Origin of the sequence: Rhodopseudomonas palustris BisB18 (assembly GCF_000013745.1) — a bacterium.
GTDB classification, from domain to species: domain Bacteria; phylum Pseudomonadota; class Alphaproteobacteria; order Rhizobiales; family Xanthobacteraceae; genus Rhodopseudomonas_A; species Rhodopseudomonas_A palustris_F.
This window is the reverse complement of record NC_007925.1, coordinates 4,930,103-4,949,880: the sequence shown is the minus strand read 5'-3', so window position 1 is coordinate 4,949,880 and position 19,778 is coordinate 4,930,103. Positions and strand designations below refer to the sequence as shown.

Sequence of the window (19,778 nt, the reverse complement as noted above, 5' to 3'; positions counted from 1 at the left end):
CTCAGCCGGTGGCGCGAATCGTCGGCATCGCTGGCGCCACCGCGATCTCGCAATCCAGGATCATGCGGTGCGCGGCGAGCCATTGGTAGAGACGCGTCGAGCCGATCGAGATTTCTTCCGCGAGACCTTTGGTAAAGGCGCGCCACGGCGCCAGGTTGCGCCGCGGCACTCCGGCGATCAGCGGCGTGCCGAGCAGGATCGCCTCGGCGATGATTTCGCGCAATCCGCCGCCCTCGGCCTCGAGCCGTCCGAACTTGTTCAGAATCACCACGTCGGGGTTCTTGCGCAGCGCGGCTGCGATGAGCGCGGCGGCTTCGGCCAGCGCTTCGGGATCGATCCGGCATCCGAACGGCTGATCGGCTTCGTCCTCGGACAATTGCAGCACGAATCGCGAGCTCAGCTCCTCGACCTCGATGGCGCAACGGCTTGGCCGCGGCAGCGAAGATTTGTACTGCACGATTCCGGCGACGGACGTGCCGACCTCACGAAGTCGGTAGCCGAGTTCGGCGATGTAAGGGCTGGCGACCCCGCCGTCCGTATAGACGATGGCGAGGATCTTGGGAGTGGCCGAGATCCTGTTCACGCGAAACATTCGCTGTATCCGTTGCAGACCCGCGACATATTCTTACGGATTTGTGTCAGACCGCGAGGCTTTATGCTTTGCGGCAAATCAATCTCAATATCGCAGCGCGATCACGCGGCCATCGGAGGCCGTCAACTGGCCGCGGTGAGGAGCGATGTGTTCTGGCGGTGCAGCAACTGAGCTTTGGCGGAGAATGACGTCGCGGCCGCCGAGATCGCGCAGCAAACGACGCTAGAGCATTTTCGGTTAGGACCGATGCGGTTCAAGAGTCCCGGGCCGTCATTCCGGGGCACGAGCAGCGTCAGCTGCGAGTGAGCCCGGAATCCATAACCACCGCAGGGAGTATGATGGTGTGGACGGCCCCCTACGGCATCGCTTTGTGCCAGAATGAGGTTGTCGCAAACTCAAACATGGGAGCCGTCCATGGAGCAGATTATCCGCATTGGGATGGATACGTCGAAGCATTTTTTCCAGCTGCACGGGGTCGATGCCGCCGAGAAGCCGGTGCTGCGCAAGAAGCTGCGGCGCAAGGAGATGCTGGCGTTCTTCGCCAAGCTGCCGCCGACGCCGATCGGGATCGAGGCCTGCGGTGCGGCGCACTACCTGGCGCGGGAGCTGGGCAAACTCGGCCACGTGGTGAAGCTGTTGGCGCCGCAGCACGTCAAGCCTTACGTCAAGCGCAACAAGAACGACGGGCGCGACGCCGAGGCGTTGTGCGAGGCGATGAGCCGGCCGACGATGGAGTTCGTGCCGGTGAAGACCGCGGAGCAGCAGGCGGCGCTGATGCTGATGGGACTGCGGCAGCAGCTGATCGCAAGGCGTACCCAGCTGAGCAATGCGATTCGCGGTTATGCCGCGGAATTCGGCCTGATCTCGCCGAGAGGTCTCGACAAGATCGAGCCGCTGCTGTTGCGGATCGCGCAGGACGACACCGTGCCGACGCTGGCGCGCGAGCTGTTCGCGCTGCAGGGCCAGGACTACGCGCGACTGCAGAATGAGCTGAAGGTGATCGACGCCAAGCTGTTGGCCTGGCATCGCGCCGACGCCTGCAGCCGGCGGCTGGCGCAGATTCCCGGAGTAGGACCGATCGGCGCCAGTGCGCTGGTGATGAAAACGCCGGTGCCGCAGACCTTCGCCTCGGCCAGGGCCTTTGCGGCCTGGCTCGGCTTGACGCCGAAGGATCATTCCACCGCCGGCAAGCTTCGGCTCGGCACCATCACCCGCGCCGGCGATGAACTGCTACGCAGCCTGTTGGTGGCGGGAGCGACCGCGGTGATCCAGCAGGTGCGCCGTGGCCGCGGCCGGGCGTCGCCGTGGTTGCTGGCGCTGCTGGCGCGCAAGCCGCCCAAGCTCGCGGCGGTAGCGCTCGCCAACAAGATCGCCCGGATCGCCTGGAAGCTGATGCTGACCGGAGAAAATTACGACGGCGCGCGGATGCTGAACGCATCGCCGCACGCCGCCTGAGAGATCGGCCGGCAGGCATTCGCCCGCCGGCCGGGCCGGAGCTGCAAGAGGAGACAGATGGCGCGATCGATCGATCCGAGAGGCGAGACAGTCCGTGGAATCCATTGGCACGTAAAGGTCGTGACTATGTGTGGAGCTCGCGTCGCGGAAACCATCTTGGCCAGCGGTCCAAAGCGACCGCATCAACAGGCCGGACATATGGATGCAAGCGATCCGATCCGACATCAAAAACTCTTGTGGCTCGGGGGCCGTCCACATATGGATTCCGGACTTGCTCGTTCTTCGAACTCGCAATCCGGAATGACGACGACATTTTGGTTGGATGACTCAATCCTAACCGAAAATGCTCTAGTCGATTGCCGACGGCAAGCGACGTTCCCAGTCCAAGGCGTGGCGGACGATGGTCTCGAGATCGTTATAGCGCGGGGTCCAGCCGAGCCGCGAGATCGCCCGCTGGTTCGAGGCCACCAGGCTGGCGGGATCGCCGGCGCGCCGCTCGCGCAGCCGCACCTCGAAATCGACGCCGGACACGCGCTTCACGGTATCGATCACTTCGAGCACCGAGAAGCCCTGCTGATAGCCGATATTGCAGGCCAGGCTGGGTTTGCCGCCGCGCAAGTAGCGCAACGCATCGAGATGGGCCTGCGCCAGATCGGCGACGTGCACATAGTCGCGGATGCAGGAGCCGTCCGGCGTCGGATAGTCGGTGCCGAACACGTCCATGCCGGCGCGCTTGCCGAGCGCCGCCTGCACGGCGATCTTGATCAGGTGGGTGGCGTTGCGCGCCGATTGGCCGGCGCGGCCCTGCGGGTCGGCGCCGGCGACGTTGAAGTAGCGCAATGCCGCGTAGCTGATCGGATGGGCTTTCGCAGTATCTTCCAGTATCCACTCCACCATCAGCTTGGAGCGGCCGTAGGGATTGATCGGCGCGGTCGGTTGCTGCTCGTCGATCGGCACGCGGTCGGGCTCGCCATAGACCGCCGCGGTCGAGGAGAACACGATATGCGGCACGCCATGCTCGACCGCGCAGGCGATCAGCGCGCGGGCGTTCACCGTGTTGTTGGCGTAGTAGGCCAAGGGGTGCAGCACGGAGTCCGGCACCACGATGCTGGCGGCGAAGTGGATGATCGCCTCGATCTGGTAGCGCGCGATCAGGCCGCCGATCAGCGCGGCGTCGCCGCTGCTGCCTTCGAACAGCGGCACCCCGGCCGGCACCGCGGAGCGAAACCCGGTGGACAGGTCGTCGACCACGATCGGCCGTTCGCCGGCCTCAAGCAGCGCCAGCACCATGTGGCTGCCGATATAGCCGGCGCCGCCGCTCACCAGGATGTGTCGTGGTTCGCTCATCTGACGATTGCCTCGGCGTGTTGCGCGCGCGCTCGCGCTGTCATGTCGTGGGTGCGGCCGCGCGAAAGCCGCTGCTGACCACCGCCAGTCCCCAGGTCAAGCCGAGCAGCATGAAATAGTGCCGCCAGTGGTCGGTGTCGATGATGAAGCTCTCCAGCATCGTCACCAGCAGCGTCGAGATGACCAGGATGTAGGCTTTTTGCCAGGGCGTTCGGACGAAGGCGAAACGCAGTCCGTAGCCCGCGGTGGTGAAGATCAGCGCCGGATAGAGGGTGCCGCTGATCCAGCCGCCGGACATGAAGGCGTTGAGAAACGAATTATGGGTGTCTTCCGGGAAGAACCGCCTGAACTGCAACGGGCCGATGCCGGTCGGATAATCGAGCGCCATGCCGGCGCCGAGCAGATGGCGGCCGAACCGGCCGAACCGGCCGCTGTCATAGGGCTGGTGGAAACTGGCGCGCTCCTTGAACAAGGCCGCGACCTGGTCGAGCGACAGCAGCACGGCGATCGCCGCGGCCGCCAGCAGCAGCGCGACCACCGCCAGCATCACGATGCGCAAGCGCGCCTGCTGCGACGGCGCGGTGATGAACATCAGCGCCACCATCAACAACGCGGCGCCGCCGAAAGTGCCCCAGGCGGCGCGCGAAAACGCCAGAAAGATCGCCAGACTGAGGATGCCGAACGCCACGCCGTTGCGCAGCGCGCTCCAGAACGAGCCTTCGATGATCCGCAGCAGCGTGTAGAGCGCCGGCAGCACCAGGAAGGCGCCGAGCACGTTGGGGTCCTTGAAGGTGCCGCGGGCCCGGCCGGCAAAGGTCAAAAGCTCGTCGGCGCCGGGGATCACCCCGAAATAGCCGGCGATGCCGGCCAGCGCCGCGACGATCGCGCCGAACAGATAGCCGCGCAATAGCGCGTCGATGCGCGCACTGGTGTCCTGCAGCGCCAGCATCGCGAAGAACATCGCGGTGGTCGCCATGTACCAGGAGGTCAACAGCCAGGTCAGAATCTCGGGATCGTCGATCAGGTCGATGGCCCCGATCGCGTAACCCAGGCAGATGCCGATCAGCAGCGTCAGCGGCACCAACAGTGGCGGCGCCATCCGCAATCCGGTGGCGGCGAACACCACCACCGCGATCACGATGGCGATCTCATAGGGGCTCGGTTCGATGAACACGATGGCGCCGCAGGCGCCGACCAGCCACAACAGCCGCAGCTGCAGCGCTTTCAAGCCGGGCGCCGCCGTTGCCGGCAATTCGGGACGCGCCGCAAGGGCAAAATCGGTCATGGTCGAACCCTGCGTCGCCGATGCGCCGCCGCCCCCGCGCTGCCCTGATGATGGTCGGCGGATGGTACGAAAACGAGATTAACAGGGCATTATCGCCGTTTGCGCGAGTTCCCGCGCCGCATCGCGGCGTCGGCGACGGGGATCCATCGCGCGCGGACTGCGTTTTAACTTCGGTGCAGGGTTTCTCCGTGCAGGCCGGATCCGGGGGACGAAGGAGCGTTGCGGCGCAAATGTCGTCCCACTGTCATAAACCTGGCGTAGCTGCAGTGAAGGAGCCAGCGGGTCGCCAGGCGACAGGACCGGCGGGCTCGCAGCGACGGTGGTTTCAAGTGCGGTTTGCCGGACATGCAATCGGCAAGTGAGATCCTCTGAAAAGCGCGATGGAAATTCTGGCGCCGGGTTTGTTCGTCGGGTTTATCTGCATGCCGACCCTCCGCGACTGGATCGGCAAGCTCAGGGACTGAGACCATTTGGCCAGGATGAGGTCATGCGCCGCATGATGCTCGCTGGCTCGATGGAATGGAGGTCGATCGCATGAAAATGTTCGATATCGAATGCCAGTGCGGCGCGCAGTATCGCTGCGCCGAGTCCGAGACTCTGGCCGGCCGGCCGGGCAGCTTCGTCTGCACCACCTGCGGACAGACCGTCGAGCGATGGCAGACCGCCACCACGCGGGTCTATCGCTGCATGCTCAGCCCGGACCGCGCGTATATGAAGGTGGCGCCGCCGCCGGCGCCGTGAGTCGTCGTCGATCCCGCTGACCCGACCCGTCATCCGTCGCAATTCGCTTTGCTCTGCCGCGACGCAGAGCGCATCATGGCGGCCAATGCGGACGGCACAGGGTCATGAAATCGGATCGGCGAAATTTGGCGGAGCCGTCGTTGGCGGCAGGCGGCATCGTGCTGCAAAGCTGCGCCGTGCCCCGGCTCGCGATCGTGCGGCTGCGCAAGCGCAACCAATGGGTGTTGCCGAAGGGCAAACTCGACGCCGGCGAAACGCCGCGTCAGGCGGCCGAACGCGAGGTGCTGGAAGAGACCGGCCACCGCGTGTTGGTGCACGAGTTCATCGGCACGCTGGCCTACAACACCGGCGGACGCTCCAAGGTGGTGCATTTCTGGCGCATGGAAGCCACCGCGGAGCCCACGCTGCCGTTGATGGACGACGTCAAAGAAGTGGCGTGGCTGCCGCTGGAGGTCGCGGTCGAGCGGCTGTCGCGCGGCCATGAGCAGGCGTTCCTTACACACGTCGGGCCGCTGGCGCTGCAGGCCGCGGCCGACGCCGCCGGCGATCGCGATGGCCCGCGGCGCGAACCGCCCGCGCCGGTTTCGCCCGCCCGGATGCCGCTAACTGCGCTGCAACGCTTCTGGCGCTGGCTCAGGCGAGCCTGAGTTCCGGTCCGCAGCCGATCGCAGCGCGAATTCTCCGATCACCTCAAACCGCTCCGCGGCGTCGCACTGGCGAAACAGCGCGATGCGGTCGATCGCAAGCTCCGACAACGCCAACGTCGCAAAGCGCTGCTGCAGCAGCGCGAGGATCGGCTCCTGCCGATTCGCCGGCAGCCGGCCGGTCAGCGTCATGTGGAAACGGAATTGCTCGAACACGTAAGGATAGCCCCAACGGTCGAGATAGCCGACTTGCGCCGGCGACAGCGCCGCCGGGTTGCGCCGCGCGCGATCCTGCTCGGTCAACGGCGCGCGGAAGCCATCGAACGTGGTAACGCAGGCCTGCGCCAATGCGATGAGCGCTGGCGACGGCACAGCCGGCACCACGGCGATGAAGCCGCTGATTGCCGCGACCGTGGGCTTGATCACAGGGATCGGCGGCGCGGTGGCGACAAAATCTTCGCAGGCCTTGCGCAGCGCCGCTTCGGTGGCGCCGGGCGCCAGCGAGAACGGCGCCTTGAGCGTGGCGTGGAAGCCATAAGCCCGCGGGTCCGCGGTCAGTTCGCGCCAGTCGTCGACGAGGGATGCGAGATCCGCGGGGAATTCGACATCGCCGCCGCGATGGACGTCGTAACCGAGCAGCGCGGCGCCGAAGCAGGCAAGTGCGCTGTCGGCGGCCGGCACATAATAGATGGCGTAACGGGGAAAGCGGGACATGGCTGCAGAATAGCTCGCTCTCACGCCGCTGCAAACGCCGTGCGCAACGCCGGCTGTTCGCCGCTGAGACGTTCGGCCTCGCGGAGATAGACCAGCCGGCCGGCGGCGATCGCCGCGACCAGCCGCGGCCGCAGCGCCACCGCGTCGTCGACCAGGATCAGATCGGCGCGGCGGCCTTCGGCGATCACGCCGCGGTCGGTGAGGCCGACCGCCTTGGCCGGCGCCGACGACACCAGCGTCCACGCCTCGGCCAACGGCAGAACGCCGTCGGCGACCAGCCGGAACGCCGCCAACAGCGGTGCCGGATAGTAGTAATCCGACGCCAGAATCGAGCACAGCCCGTTGGCGATCATGTCGGCGGCCTTGGTCCAGCCGGTGTGGCTGCCGCCGCGCACCACATTCGGCGCGCCGAACACGGTGACGTCGCCGCCGTCGATCGCCGCCCGCGCGGTCGGTTCGTTGACCGGGAATTCGGCGATCGCCACGCCCTGGTCGCGAAACGCTTGCCGCAGCTCGGGGGTGTCGTCGTCATGCGACAGCATCTTCAGCTGCACCGCGCGCGCGGTTTCCGCCAGCCGTGCGATCGAGCCAGGCACCTCGTGATGCCGCGCCACGACGTGCGAGACGATCCTGTCGAACTCGTCATGGCTGACGCCGGAGCGCTCCACCATGCGGTTGCGCTTGGCCGGCTTGTCGAGAGCCGCGACGGTGGACTCGGTGTGATCGTTGAACGCCAACAGATCGATCCGGCCGGCGGCGATCCAATGCTTGATAGTGTGTTCGGCGTCGAGATTGTAGGTCTCATGGCGCAGGTGGAAGCGGGTGTCGGCGGCGAGCTGTGGCCGCAGCGTCTCGATCGCGTTGAGCAGCCGCTCGGCGTTGGCGCCGCTGCGCAAGCCCGGCTCCCACGACCAGGTCGCGGCGTGAAACACCGTGGTGATGCCGTTGCCGATCGCCTGGCGGTCGCTTTCGCACAGCGCAATGTCGATCGGGAAATCGACGCCCGGCCGCGGCATCATCTGCCGCTCGAAGGCGTCGCCGTGGATATCGACGATGCCGGGCAACAGCTTCAGCCCGCGCGCGTCGAGCGTCGCGCCGGCGGCGGCCTTCAGGTCGATGGCCGCGATCCGGCCGTCGCCGAGTTTGACGCTGACATCGTGGAATTGATCGCCCAGCAGCACGCTGCCGCCTTCGATGCTCAATGCGCTCATGCGTGCTGGCTCCGCTCGTTGTTGTCTTGCGCCGGCGCCCCGGCGTGATGTTGATACGTGTCGAGAAAGTCTTCGATCGCAAGATTGCGAAAATCCGGCAGCGCGCGGCGCAACGCGGCGTGATCCCAGTCCCACCAGGCGAGCTCGATCAGCCGTTCCGCGATGGCTTCCGAGAATCGTTGCCGGATCGGCTTAGCCGGATTGCCGCCGACGATGCTGTAGGGCGCGACGTCCTTGGTGACCACCGCGCCGGCCGCGATCACCGCGCCTGTGCCGACGTTGCGGCCCGGCAGCAGAATCGCCCCATGGCCGATCCAGACATCGTGGCCGATCGTCACGTGATGCTGCCGCCGCCACGCGAAGAACTCAGCGTCGTCGGGCTCGCCGTCGAAGTAAGCGCTGGCGCGGTAGGTGAAATGTGCTTGTGCAGCGCGCTGCATCGGGTGATTGCCGGGATTGATCCGGGTCATCGCCGCGATCGAGCAGAACTTGCCGATCGTCGCATAGGCGATCTGGCTGTCGTTGACGACATAGGAGTAATCGCCCATCGCCACTTCCAGCAGCGAAGTGCGCGCGCCCACCTCGCAATAAGCGCCGAGCGTGCAATCGTGCACGCTGGCGGATGCGGCGATGCAAGGAACCAAGGAGAGATTTTTGTCAGCCATCAGCACATCCATTGCGGATGCACGCGCATCCAGTTGAGGTCGGCCTTCCTTCGATAGGTTTCGTGACGAATGAATGACGCGCCTGCGATGAGCTGCTCTGCGGTGCGTCGTCGAACAACCGTCACACGACTGTAAATGAGCGGCGGTACCGATGTGCCGTCTTATCAGGAGTTACTCATGCTGGTTGTCGAAGGGCTCACATGCCGTTTCGGAACGAAGGCCGCCGTCGATGATGCGTCGTTTGCGGTTGCGCCAGGCGGATTTGTCGGCGTCATCGGCCGCTCCGGCGCCGGAAAATCCACGCTGCTGCGGATGATCAACCGGCTTGCGGAACCGACCGCGGGTCGCATCCTGTTCGAAGGCCAGGACGTCACCGCGTTGCGCGGCCGCGAGCTGCGGCAATGGCGCGCCCGCTCGGCGATGATCTTTCAGCAGTTCAACCTGGTCGGCCGGCTCGACGTCTTGACCAACGTGCTGATGGGCCGGCTCGCCGAGATGCCGCCGTGGCGCTCGCTGGTGCAGGCCTGGCCGGAGCGCGATCGCGCGCTGGCGATGTCGGCGCTGGAACAGTTCGACATGGGCGGCGTCGCGGCGCAGCGCGCCGACTCGCTGTCCGGCGGCCAGCAGCAGCGCGTCGCCATTGCGCGCGCGCTGGTGCAGCAGCCCGACATCATCCTCGCCGACGAGCCGATCGCCTCGCTGGATCCGCGCAACACCCGAATCGTGATGGATGCGCTGCTGCGCATCAACAAGCATTTCGGCATCACCGTTTTGTGCAACCTGCACTCGCTCGATCTGGCGCGCACCTATTGCGACCGGCTGATCGGCATGTCGAGCGGCCGGATCGTGTTCGACGGCGCGCCGGCGTCGCTCACCGAAAACATCGCGCGCGAACTCTACGATCTCGAAGCCAACGAGGTGATGGGGGCGGCTTCGGCGCCGCAGCCCGCAGGGCGGATGCTGCCGGCGCTCGGCACCGCAGCCGCGGCGTAAGCCGCGTCACGCAGACGATGGTTGCCAACGCGCAACCGAACACACCACAACCACAGGGATGTCACCATGATCAACCGTCGTTCGATGCTTCTGGCCGCCGCCGCGCTGGCGATCACCGCCTCCGCCGCCGCGGCGCAGGACTACAAGACCAAATATCCCGAACTGACCTTCGCGGTGGTCCCCGCCGAAAACGCCTCCGGCGTCACCGAGCGCTGGACGCCGTTCGTCGCTTATTTGTCCAAGGAACTCGGCGTGAAGGTCAATCTGCGGATCGCCAACGACTACGCCGCGGTGATCGAGGGCCAGCGCTCCGGCAACATCCAGCTCGCCAGCTATGGTTCGGCGTCGTTCGCCCGCGCCCGGCTGACCGGCGTCAAGACCGACGCCTTCGCCAACGACATCAATGTCGACGGCTCCACCGGCTATTACTCGGTGTTCTTCGTCAACGCCAAGACGCCGTTCAAGAGCATCGACGATCTCAAGGGCAAGAACCTCGGCCTGGTCGATCCGAACTCCACCTCCGGCAACAACGTGCCGCGCTTCGAGCTCGACAAGCTGGGCATCTCCGACGCCGAAGCTTACTTCGGCAAAGTGGTGTTCACCGGCAGCCATGAAAACGCGCTGTTGGCGCTGGCGCAGGGCACCGTCGAGGTCGCCGCCAACCAGTGGACCAATGAAGACGACTCGACGTTGGCCCAGATGCTGCACAAAAACATGCTGAAGCACGCCGACGGCACCCCGTTCAAGAAGGATGAGTTCCGCATCATCCACAAGTCGGCGCCGATCATCAACGGCCCCTATGCCTACAACTCGGATCTGCCGGCCGATCTCAAGGCGGCGATCGCCAAGGCGTTCATGGATGCGCCGAGCAAGGACAAGGCCGCGTTCGACCGGCTGTCGGACGGCCAGAAGAAGGGCTTCCACACAGCCACCACCAAGGATTGGGACGGCACCATCGAGTTGATCAAGTTCGTCGACGCCCTGCGCAAGAAGAAGGCGTCGTAACGCCGCGCGCCACCAGGGAGCCGGGTCGCAAGATCCGGCTCCCTTTTTTTGCAACGTAGAAAGTCGGATCTGATGGCGGTTGCGGTTTCCGTTCTGCCCGAGCAGCAGCTCGCAGCGCTGAACGACGCCTATCGCCACGCGGTGGCGCGCAAGCGGCTGCGCTTCGCGATCGGCGCCGCGATCGCGGTCGCCGCTCTGCTGGCGGCCGCGGTCGGCGCCGAGGTCAATCTTTCCACCTTCATTGCCAAGATCGGCAATTTCGTCAGCTATTTCGATCGCATCTTCACGCTGGAGAGCGGCGCCCGGGTGTGGTCCGATCCCGGCGAATGGTTCTGGGGTTTTCATAAGTGGCTGGCGCTGCTCGGCGAGACCGTGCTGATCAGCTATGTCGGCACGCTGAGCGGCGCGGTGCTGGCGCTGCTGTTGAACTTCGTCGCCGCCAAGAACACCGCGCCGCAGCCATGGCTGCGCATCGTCGCGATGCGCTACCTGGAATTCTGCCGCACCGTGCCGGACATCGTGTTCGCGCTGATCTTCGTCATTGCGTTTGGATTGGGGCCGATGGCCGGCGTGCTGGCGATCGCGATCCATTCCACCGGGGCGCTCGGCAAGCAGTTTTCCGAGATCGTCGAGAACGTCGACATGAAGCCGGTCGAGGGCGTCCGCGCCACCGGCGCCGGTTGGTTCTCCTGCATGCGCTTTGCGGTGCTGCCGCAGGTCGCCGCGGGCTTCGCCGGCTACGCGCTGTTGCGCTTCGAGATGAATGTGCGCGGTGCCTCGGTGATGGGCTTCGTCGGCGCCGGCGGCATCGGCCAGGAGCTGGTGGTGGCGATCCGCAAATTCTATTACTCCGACGTCAGCGCGATCCTGCTGTTGATCATCGCCACCGTGTTCGTGATCGACATCGGCACCGGCGTCGTGCGCGGCCGATTGTTCGGCGGACAACGCGCATGAGCGAGTTTCCGAATTCCGATCTGCGCGGGTTGAAAGCGCGCTATCCGGCGGTGTTCGCGCGCCCGGCGTCGTCGCGGCTCGGCCCGCCGACGCTGATCCTTGCGGCATTGGCGCTGTTCATCTTCGGCCTCAACGAGCTGGAATTCTCGCCGCAGCGGATGTGGGCGGGGCTCAACCAGCTCGGCTGGTTCGTGCTGTTGATGATCCCGCCGGATCCGGGATCGTCGCTCATGACGTACCTCGCGGCGATGGGCGAGACGCTGTCAATCGCGCTGCTCGGCACCACGCTCGCGGCCGTTCTGGCGCTGCCGGTCAGTCTGCTCGCCGCGCGCAACATCGTGCCGACCAATTTCGTGCGGTTTCCGGTGCGCCGCTTTCTGGATTCGATCCGCGGCGTCGATACGCTGATCTGGGCGCTGGTCTGGATCAACGTGGTCGGGCTCGGCCCGTTCGCCGGCGTCTTGGCGATCGCGCTGTCGGATTTCGGCGCGTTCGGCAAATTGTTCTCCGAGGCGTTCGAGAGCGCCGATCGCAAGCAGGTTGAGGGCGTCCGCGCCTCCGGCGGCAATGCGCTGCACGAGATCCGCTTCGGGCTGTTGCCGCAGGTGTTGCCGGTGATCGCCGGGCAGCTGTTGTACTTCATCGAGTCCAACACCCGCTCGGCCACCATCATCGGCATCGTCGGCGCCGGCGGCATCGGCCTGCAGCTCGCCGAACAGATCCGGGTGCTGGAATGGCAGAAGGTGTCGTTCCTGATCCTGATGATCATGGTCGCGGTGGCGGCGATCGACGCCATCTCCAGCCGGCTGCGCTTCGCCATCATCGGCCGCCGCGCGGTGGTGTGAGGGAAGGGGAGCTCCTTGCAACCTTCCTTCCGGCGAAGCCCGGAGTCGCGAGCCGCGTCAGGCCCCATGCCTAACGAACTCTGCTAGCTGTCCTAACTCATCGCTCAAGATTAAACCGCAGAGCCTGCAACAACGGCGGCGCGCTCCCCTCCCCCTTGCGGGGAGGGGTTGGGGGTGGGGGTAGCTGCGGGATCCGCGCCGTCAGGATCATCCAGGGCGAACCACACTCAGGCCATCTGCAAGTGGTGAGCGAACCCGAACGCCGTGCTTGTTGACCCCCACCCCCGACCCCTCCCCGCAAGGGGGAGGGGAGAGGCTCGCAGCAACGCGCCTCGGCCCCGAATCACACCGAGGCCGCCTGCGCGCGCATGACACGATTGCGCAGAATATTTGCGTAAACTGCGCAAAGATGCTTGCGATTTGCGCATCCTAAGCATAAATAGCCCCATCAGGCGCGGTTGCCGACATAAAATTGCGCAAACTGATCAAAAAAGCGCGGGGCGCGGGAAGGTCACAACATGCAGATTCCGATTAAGCGAGCGATCGAGAAAGTGCCCGGCGGGATGATGACGGTGCCGCTGTTGATCGGCGCGTTGATCACCACCTTCTTCCCCGGCACCCCGCAATTCTTCGGCTCCTTCACCGGGGCGCTGTTCTCCGGCGCCCTGACCATTCTGGCGGTGTTTTACGTCTGCATGGGCGCCAGCATCGATTTCCGCTCCACCCCCTACATCGTCAAGAAGGGCGGCACGCTGCTGTTCGTGAAGGTCGGCGTCGCGGTGATCCTCGGCGTGGTGTTCGGCCGCATTCTCGGCGAGAGCCCGGTCACCGGCGGCATGTTCGCCGGGATTTCGACGCTCGCCATCGTCGCGGCGATGAACGACACCAATGGCGGCCTCTACATGGCGCTGATGGGCCAATACGGCCGTCCGAAGGACGTCGGCGCCTATACCATCATGACGCTGGAGAGCGGCCCGTTCCTCACCATGGTGACGCTCGGCGTCGCCGGGCTGTCGGCGTTCCCCTGGCAGACCCTGGTCGGCGCCATCCTGCCGCTGATCGTCGGCATGATCATCGGCAATCTCGACCGCGAGATGCGCGCGTTTCTCAGCCGCGCCGTGCCGGTGATGATCCCGTTCTTCGCCTTCGCGCTCGGCACCGGCCTTGACCTCACCAAGGTGTGGCAGGCCGGCCTGCTCGGCCTCGGCATGGGTGTCGCCGTCGTGGTGGTGACCGGCATTCCGCTGTTCTTCGCCGATCGTCTCACCGGCGGCACCGGCATCGCCGGCGTTGCCGCGGCCTCGACCGCGGGCAATGCCGCCGCCGTCCCGGCGATCGTCGCCGCGGCCAATCCGGCCTATGCCGACGCCGCGCGGCCCGCGACCATTCTGGTTGCGGCCTGCGTCGTGGTCACCGCGATCCTGACCCCGATCGTCACCGCCTGGCTCGCCGGCATTGTCGGCCGCGGCGCCGACGAACCGGAAGAGGCGTTGGTGGTGGCCGACGACATCGCGCCCACCGCGCCGGTGGCCCCCGTCGCGCCCGTGACCGGCCGCTGACCATGGCGCATGGCTGGTTGATCCTCGCGGACGATCTCACCGGTGCCGCGGACTGCGCGATCGCCTTCGGTCGAAGGGGACGCGCGGCTGCGGTGACCTGGGGAGAAGCCGACGCCGCGCAGGATCACCAGCTGCCGGTGCTGGCCTATGACGCAGCGAGCCGCGGCCTCAGCGCCGCGGACGCCGCCCGCCGCCACGCCGAGGTGCTGACGCAGTTGGCCGCGGCGGAGCGTATCCTGTTCAAGAAGATCGACTCGACGTTGCGCGGCCAGCCCGCCGCGGAAACCGCGGCGACGCTGTCCTATCTGAAGTCCCGCCTGGGCGGCGCGTTCGGCGTGTTCGCGCCGGCGTTTCCGGCCACCGGCCGCACCACGATCGACGGCCGTATCGTGGTCGGCGGCCAGCCGCTCGAGCAGGCCGAAGTCTGGCAGCGCGATCACTCCTATCCGACTGCCGATCTGGTCGACGTGCTGGCGAGTGCCGGCGTGCGCGGCGAGAAAGTAACGTTGGCTGCCATCCGCGGCGGCGAGCTGCGCGCGGTGTTCGCGAAGCTTTCGCGCCAGGGCGACGTCGTCGCGGTGTGCGATGCCGAGACCGACCAAGATCTGCATCTGATCGCGGACGCGAGCCTGCCGGCGTCGCCATCCACCTTCTTCATCGGCAGCGGCGGGCTGGCGCACGCGCTGGCCGGGCTCGAGGCCGAGCATGCGGTTGCGCCGTTGCGAATCCCGACCAGCGCCCACGGCACCCTGATCGTGGTGGGGTCGCTCGCCGGCGCCTCGCGCTCCGCCGCCTGCAAGCTGGTGGCGACCGGCACCGTGGCGCATTTCCCGGTGACGCCGCAGACGCTGCTCAACGACGGCGGCGGCCGCGCCGAACTGGCGCTCGCCGTCATGCAACGCTTGTCCGGCGGCGGCGATGCGCTGGTCGAGATCGTGATGAACGATCATCCCGACATGGCGCTCGGCCCCAAGCTGGCGCAGCGACTGGCCGAAACGCTGCAAAGCGTCGCGCCGTCGATCGGCGCCTTTGCCGCCACCGGCGGCGAAACCGCGGCGGCCCTGTTGGCGCGTTTCGGCGTCAACGGCATTCGGCTCGCCGACGAAATCGAGCCGGGCGTTTCGCTCGGCCTTACGCTGGGCCGATTGTCGGTCCCGATCGCCACCAAGGCCGGCGCGTTCGGCGACGAACAGAGCTTGATCCGTATCAGCGAACGGCTTGCCGCCGTTCGAACCAAAGGAAGCTTCTCATGACCCGTCCGACCATTGCGATCACCATGGGCGATCCCGCCGGCATTGGGCCCGAGGTGATCATGAAGGCCTTGGCGCATCCCGACGCGCAGAAGAATTGCAACGCGCTGGTGGTCGGCGACGCCAACCGGCTGCGCAAGGCCGGCAAGATCTGCGGGCTGTCGCTGCAGGTCGACGCCTTGAGCGACGCCAAGGACGCGAATTTTGCCTCGAAGGCGGTGCAGTGCGTCGATCTCAAGATCGTCCCTGACGATCTGCCGTTCGGCAAAATGTCGCCGGTCGCCGGCGAGGCGGCGTTCCGCTTCATCGAGAAGGCGGTGCAACTGGTGCAGGCCGGGGTCGCGCAGGGCATCTGCACCGCGCCGCTCTCCAAGGAAGCGCTGCACGCCGCCGGCCACAAATTCCCCGGCCACACCGAAATGCTGGCGCATCTCACCGGCACCCCCGAAGTCTCGATGATGCTGGTGTCGCCGAAGCTGCGGGTGATCCACGTTACGACTCATATCGGCCTGATCGACGCCATCGCCAAGATCGAGCCCGGCCTGGTCGAGCGCGTGATCACGCGCGGCCACGAGGTGCTGGTCCGCGCCGGCATCAAGAATCCGAAGATCGGCGTCTGCGCGATCAATCCGCACGCCGGCGAGAACGGTCTGTTCGGCCGCGGCGAGGAAGCCGAGAAGATCACCCCCGCCATCGAAGCCTGTCAGCGCAAGGGCTGGGACGTCCGCGGCCCGCTGCCGGCCGACACGCTGTTCTTCCTCGCCGGCCGCGGCGACTTCGACATGGTGGTGGCGATGTATCACGATCAGGGCCACGGCCCGATCAAGGTGCTGGGGCTGGAAGCCGGGGTGAACATCACCGTCGGCCTGCCGGTGATCCGCACCTCGGTCGACCACGGCACCGCCTTCGACATCGCCGGCAAGGGCATCGCCGACGAGCGCAGCCTGATCGAGGCGCTGCGCCAGGCGGTCGAGCTGGCGCCGAAGCAGGTCGCCGAGCCGGTCTGAGCGGTTCGATCAATCGCGCTGGCGCGACTGAAAACGAGGCTGTCATTCCGGGGCGCGAGTTCGAAGAACGAGCGAACCCGGAATCCCGTATTGCAGGGCGGTGAGTACGAGACTCCGGGTTCGCTCGCAGCTTCGCTGCTCGTGCCCCGGAGTGACGGCTTAAGGTCGGAGAAGCGCAGCATTCCACTGCGCCGCGGCGTCATGCTATCGAAACGGCCGTGCCGCGGGTTTGCCAAAGGCGACGCCCGGCACGGCGTCACAGCGGAGCGGGTCTGAGAGTCGAGATGTCGATGCGCAGCAAGGAGCGTCACGCCCGCCTGTTGGAAGCGCTGAACGCCGGCGAGATCGATATCGACGACCTCGCGCGGCGGTTCGAGGTCTCCGCCTCCACGGTGCGGCGCGATCTGCAGCAGCTCTCCAAGATCAACGCGGTGCGCCGCACCTATGGCGGCGCGATTCTCACCGGCCACGCCATCGAGACCACCTTCGAGCAGCGGCTCGCGGTCGATGGCGACGCCAAGCAGGCGATCGCGCGCGCCGCGATCGAGCTGATCGAGGACGGCGACACGCTGATCCTGGATGCCGGGTCGACGGTCGCAGCGTTCAGCCGGCTGCTGCTGCAGCGGCGGCTGCGCATCATCACCAACAATCTGGCGCTGTTGCCGTTTCTCGCCAAGGCGCCGGCGATCGAGCTGGTCGTGCTCGGCGGCGCGTTGCGCTCGACCAGCATGAGCACGATGGGGCCGCTCGCCAACGAGGCGCTGCGCCGGCTGTCCGCGACCCGCGCCATCATGAGCGCCGACGGCGTGGTCGGCGGCCGCGGCTTGTGCGAGGCGGATCTCGAGCAGGTGGCGTTGAAGTCGCTGATGATGCAGCAGGCCAAGGAGCTGATCGTGCTCGCCGACGCCAGCAAGCTCGGCCGCGCCGAACAATTGGCCTGGGCGCCGCTGCCGCCGCGCTGGACGCTGGTCACCGACGCTGGCGCCTCCGAGCAGCAACGCCAACGCCTCGCCGATGCCGGCGCAAGGGTGATCGTCGCGCAGGGGTGCGTGGCTGCGTAGTTGCGCGGCTATGCGGCGGGCCGTTTAGATCAGGATGTCGGCGTCGAAGAACGGCCTCACCGCTCATTGGCCTCGTAGTGGTCGAACTTGCAGTCGGGAGGAATGGCCTAATTGGGTGTGTCTTCCGCAAGGTTTTTCCGAACCAAAGTCCGTTTCGAATGTTTCTTATATTGCGTTTATTTCGAATATCTGGTAGCGAACACCCTACGGAGTTCATAACATGACCATGCCAGCTTTTGCCGAGGGCCTCGGTGGCCGTTTGCCGTCTGAGAATGAAAAGGCGGCAGCCAATCAATTGCGGAAGATTCTCGCCACGCACGCCACTGGTGATGCAAAGCTGCGTGTGCTGAGCGAAAACGCCAAGCAACCGTCCGAGATAACGCTATCCCCAGCCTTGTCGAATCTTCTGATGGAATTGCTTCGTCACGTAGGTCGCGGCGATGCGGTGACGCTTGTCCCAGTTAGTAAGATGCTTACGACTCAGCAAGCAGCCGACATCTTAAATGTGTCGCGGCCATTCCTCGTGTCGCTTCTTGAGAAAGGCGAAATAGAGCATTCTTTGGTCGGTCGCCATCGCAGGATCAAAGCTGACCATCTCTTCGCCTATAAGCGTGCGCGCGATATGAAAAGAAGCGAGGCACTGTCCGATCTAGCAGAGCTTGATGCGGAGAATTTGTAAGCCTTGTTCGCCAATCGATTCACGGCGCTTGTCGACGCGTGCACACTTGCCGGTGCTCTAAAGCGCAATCTATTACTCACGCTGGCGGAGGCGGAGTTTTTTCGGCTTCGCTGGTCGGCGTGCATCTTGGACGAAACTCAAAGGGCCATCGAAAAAATACTGTCAGACAAAGGCGTCCCTGATGCCGCAGATCGTGCGGCAAGGGCTCGGGCGAGCATGGAGACGGCCTTCGAAGAGGCGATGGTGACCGACTTCGACGTATTCTTGCCGGCCAGCGGCGGCCTCCCGGACCCCGGCGACGCCCACGTCCTCGCCGCGGCGCTCAAGATTCAAGCGGCAATGATCGTCACTGACAATCTGAAAGACTTTCCAGAAAACGTTCTGAAGCGTCTCAATATAGAAGCGCGTTCTGCTGACGAATTCATTGCCGACACCATCGCGCTCGACCCCGGGCGTGCGGTGGCAGCAATTCGGCGTATGCGCGAGAGGTTCAAGAAGCCGGAAAAGACAGCGGAAGTGCTGCTGCTGGATATGGAAGCAAACGGCCTGACCGAGACGGTGGACATCCTGCGAGCTCACGTTGAGTCGCTTTGAGGCAGGTTTGCTGCACAACCCCTGTATCGCTCCGAAGAGCCCATTCGTGGGTTCTACCTCTGCGAGGCGCTCGAGGCACTGCGGCTTGACCACGACCCGATCCGCTGTCCCGAGCGAGATGCTGATCTCGTCGGCGAATAGCCATCACTCCGCCGTCTATGTCAGGTGAGGTTGTCGGCATATCCCGACCGCGCGGCGGCGGCCCCAGCGCCTTCGCACGCTGAGAGAACTAAACCATTAAATTAAAAGGAAAATGGTGCTGCCACACAGGGTCGAACTGTGGACCTCTCCATTACCAATGGAGTGCTCTACCACTGAGCTACGGCAGCATTTTATCGATGCGGGAATCAGCCCCGAGGACCGCCGCGCCGCGGGGCGATCCTTGCCACATTGAATCCGCCGACGCAAGCGCGAGGAGCGGTCTTTCCTGTCTCCTTTTGGCGGGGGAGGCGGCGGCGCGGTCAGCCGCCCGCGGCGCCCGCCTTCAGCGCCAGCAATTGCGGGCCGATCCGGTTCCCCATGGCCTCGCCGAGCGCCGCCAAGGCCTTGATCGGCCGCACCATCACCTCGAACTCGATCATCTGGCCTTCCTCGTTGAACCGGATCAGGTCGATGCCCTTGAGCTGCCATTTGCCGATATTCGCGGAGAACTCCAGCCCGGCATCGTGCGCGCCGGCAACGAACGTGCGGTGATACTGGAAATTCTCGAAAATCTGCGTCACCGTGGTCAGCACCAACAGCGTGGCGGTGCGGCCCGGGATCGGCGATTGCACGAACGGCGAGCGGAATACGACGTCTTCCGCCAGCAACGGTCGCAGCACCTCGCCGTCGCCGCTGGCGACGAAGCGATGCCACGCGGCGAGGGTCTGTTGCGGTGCGGCAGCCAGCGCATATGTTGTTGTCATCGTCGCCTTTCTTGATCGAACCACCGAGGAACGACCGCCACGCCATGACCGACGCGCCCGACCTCCCCAAGACCGATCGCAACATAGCGCGGCAAAGCCGCTTGCGCGACGCGTTGCGCGAAAACCTGAAGCGGCGGAAAGCGCAATTGCGCGGCCGCGCGGAAGCCATCGCGCCGCAGACTGACGACATATCGGCGGCGACATCGACGCCGTCGGACGCAGGCGAGGATCGCAACGCTTAACGCAGCAACGAGAGGGGGCGCCGCTCCATG

The 19,778-nt window shown here is 65.6% G+C and carries 21 protein-coding genes and 1 tRNA gene; 14 read left to right on the top strand and 8 right to left on the bottom strand.

Translation table 11 applies throughout. The features are described from left to right. Nucleotide 1: 1 nt before the first annotated feature. Nucleotides 2-592 (bottom strand): DUF2478 domain-containing protein, encoded by a 591-nt coding sequence (locus tag RPC_RS22255; RefSeq protein WP_011474844.1) that lies wholly within the window; start codon nucleotides 590-592, stop codon nucleotides 2-4. A 414-nt stretch (nucleotides 593-1,006) separates the two neighbouring features. Here RPC_RS22255 and RPC_RS22250 point away from each other — a divergent pair, with 414 nt between their 5' ends. Further along, nucleotides 1,007-2,047, top strand: a complete 1,041-nt coding sequence (locus tag RPC_RS22250) for an IS110 family transposase (protein WP_011471442.1) — start codon at nucleotides 1,007-1,009, stop codon at nucleotides 2,045-2,047. Nucleotides 2,048-2,395: 348 nt separating this feature from the next. Here RPC_RS22250 and galE read toward each other — a convergent pair whose 3' ends face one another. Together galE and RPC_RS22240 are read right to left on the bottom strand one after the other, a co-directional pair. After that, nucleotides 2,396-3,394, bottom strand: coding sequence for a UDP-glucose 4-epimerase GalE (gene galE / locus RPC_RS22245; RefSeq protein WP_011474843.1), 999 nt, complete (start codon nucleotides 3,392-3,394; stop codon nucleotides 2,396-2,398). A 40-nt stretch (nucleotides 3,395-3,434) separates the two neighbouring features. Then, nucleotides 3,435-4,679, bottom strand: a complete 1,245-nt coding sequence (locus RPC_RS22240) for an O-antigen ligase family protein (protein ID WP_011474842.1) — start codon at nucleotides 4,677-4,679, stop codon at nucleotides 3,435-3,437. Nucleotides 4,680-5,213: 534 nt separating this feature from the next. Between RPC_RS22240 and RPC_RS22235 the strand changes: the two genes are divergently transcribed. Both RPC_RS22235 and RPC_RS22230 read left to right on the top strand, forming a co-directional pair. After that, nucleotides 5,214-5,420: a hypothetical protein gene (locus RPC_RS22235; RefSeq protein WP_011474841.1), complete on the top strand. Its 207-nt coding sequence runs from the start codon at nucleotides 5,214-5,216 to the stop codon at nucleotides 5,418-5,420. 140 nt (nucleotides 5,421-5,560) lie between these two features. Beyond that, entirely contained in the window at nucleotides 5,561-6,067 is a 507-nt protein-coding gene (locus RPC_RS22230) for an NUDIX hydrolase (RefSeq protein WP_415914759.1), read from the top strand. Here the strand turns inward: RPC_RS22230 and RPC_RS22225 are convergent. From RPC_RS22225 to RPC_RS22215, 3 genes are read right to left on the bottom strand one after another with little or no spacing between them, the layout of a single operon-like run. Next, entirely contained in the window at nucleotides 6,023-6,778 is a 756-nt protein-coding gene (locus RPC_RS22225; protein ID WP_011474839.1) for a DUF1045 domain-containing protein, read from the bottom strand. The two genes, RPC_RS22230 and RPC_RS22225, sit on opposite strands and share 45 nt — an antisense overlap. A gap of 20 nt (nucleotides 6,779-6,798) precedes the next feature. Then, nucleotides 6,799-7,989, bottom strand: a complete 1,191-nt coding sequence (locus tag RPC_RS22220) for an alpha-D-ribose 1-methylphosphonate 5-triphosphate diphosphatase (protein ID WP_011474838.1) — start codon at nucleotides 7,987-7,989, stop codon at nucleotides 6,799-6,801. Then, nucleotides 7,986-8,654 carry a DapH/DapD/GlmU-related protein gene (locus RPC_RS22215; protein ID WP_041803194.1) on the bottom strand — a complete coding sequence of 223 codons (669 nt, stop codon included), beginning with the start codon at nucleotides 8,652-8,654 and terminating at the stop codon, nucleotides 7,986-7,988. Before RPC_RS22215 ends, RPC_RS22220 begins: the two co-directional genes overlap by 4 nt. A 177-nt stretch (nucleotides 8,655-8,831) precedes the next feature. Here RPC_RS22215 and phnC point away from each other — a divergent pair, with 177 nt between their 5' ends. From phnC to RPC_RS22165, 10 genes are all read left to right on the top strand, one after another. After that, entirely contained in the window at nucleotides 8,832-9,647 is an 816-nt protein-coding gene (phnC, locus tag RPC_RS22210; RefSeq protein ID WP_011474836.1) for a phosphonate ABC transporter ATP-binding protein, read from the top strand. A 66-nt stretch (nucleotides 9,648-9,713) separates the two neighbouring features. After that, complete coding sequence (gene phnD / locus RPC_RS22205; RefSeq protein ID WP_011474835.1) at nucleotides 9,714-10,652, top strand: phosphonate ABC transporter substrate-binding protein; 939 nt, start codon at nucleotides 9,714-9,716, stop codon at nucleotides 10,650-10,652. 72 nt (nucleotides 10,653-10,724) lie between these two features. Continuing rightward, entirely contained in the window at nucleotides 10,725-11,606 is an 882-nt protein-coding gene (phnE, locus tag RPC_RS22200; protein ID WP_011474834.1) for a phosphonate ABC transporter, permease protein PhnE, read from the top strand. Beyond that, on the top strand, nucleotides 11,603-12,451 hold the full coding sequence (gene phnE, locus RPC_RS22195) for a phosphonate ABC transporter, permease protein PhnE (protein ID WP_011474833.1): 849 nt from the start codon (nucleotides 11,603-11,605) through the stop codon (nucleotides 12,449-12,451). The genes phnE (RPC_RS22200) and phnE (RPC_RS22195) overlap by 4 nt, the downstream gene beginning before the upstream one ends. Before the next feature lie 518 nt (nucleotides 12,452-12,969). Further along, the gene (locus RPC_RS22190) at nucleotides 12,970-14,010 is read left to right on the top strand and encodes a 2-keto-3-deoxygluconate permease (RefSeq protein ID WP_011474832.1); all 1,041 of its coding nucleotides are present in this window, start codon (nucleotides 12,970-12,972) and stop codon (nucleotides 14,008-14,010) included. 2 nt (nucleotides 14,011-14,012) lie between these two features. Beyond that, nucleotides 14,013-15,263, top strand: a complete 1,251-nt coding sequence (locus RPC_RS22185) for a four-carbon acid sugar kinase family protein (RefSeq protein ID WP_011474831.1) — start codon at nucleotides 14,013-14,015, stop codon at nucleotides 15,261-15,263. Further along, nucleotides 15,260-16,267 (top strand): 4-hydroxythreonine-4-phosphate dehydrogenase PdxA, encoded by a 1,008-nt coding sequence (gene pdxA, locus RPC_RS22180; RefSeq protein ID WP_011474830.1) that lies wholly within the window; start codon nucleotides 15,260-15,262, stop codon nucleotides 16,265-16,267. The genes RPC_RS22185 and pdxA overlap by 4 nt, the downstream gene beginning before the upstream one ends. Nucleotides 16,268-16,551: 284 nt before the next feature. Beyond that, complete coding sequence (locus RPC_RS22175) at nucleotides 16,552-17,328, top strand: DeoR/GlpR family DNA-binding transcription regulator (protein WP_011474829.1); 777 nt, start codon at nucleotides 16,552-16,554, stop codon at nucleotides 17,326-17,328. Between the two features lie 220 nt (nucleotides 17,329-17,548). Continuing rightward, nucleotides 17,549-18,007: a helix-turn-helix domain-containing protein gene (locus RPC_RS22170; protein WP_011474828.1), complete on the top strand. Its 459-nt coding sequence runs from the start codon at nucleotides 17,549-17,551 to the stop codon at nucleotides 18,005-18,007. 3 nt (nucleotides 18,008-18,010) lie between these two features. Then, nucleotides 18,011-18,601: a PIN domain-containing protein gene (locus RPC_RS22165; protein WP_011474827.1), complete on the top strand. Its 591-nt coding sequence runs from the start codon at nucleotides 18,011-18,013 to the stop codon at nucleotides 18,599-18,601. Between the two features lie 254 nt (nucleotides 18,602-18,855). Here RPC_RS22165 and RPC_RS22160 read toward each other — a convergent pair. Then, nucleotides 18,856-18,930: transfer RNA gene (locus RPC_RS22160), tRNA-Thr, on the bottom strand. Between the two features lie 132 nt (nucleotides 18,931-19,062). Next, nucleotides 19,063-19,506, bottom strand: coding sequence for a nuclear transport factor 2 family protein (locus tag RPC_RS22155; RefSeq protein ID WP_011474826.1), 444 nt, complete (start codon nucleotides 19,504-19,506; stop codon nucleotides 19,063-19,065). A 44-nt stretch (nucleotides 19,507-19,550) separates the two neighbouring features. Here RPC_RS22155 and RPC_RS22150 point away from each other — a divergent pair, with 44 nt between their 5' ends. Beyond that, nucleotides 19,551-19,748 (top strand): hypothetical protein, encoded by a 198-nt coding sequence (locus tag RPC_RS22150; RefSeq protein WP_041802205.1) that lies wholly within the window; start codon nucleotides 19,551-19,553, stop codon nucleotides 19,746-19,748. Nucleotides 19,749-19,778: the final 30 nt, after the last annotated feature.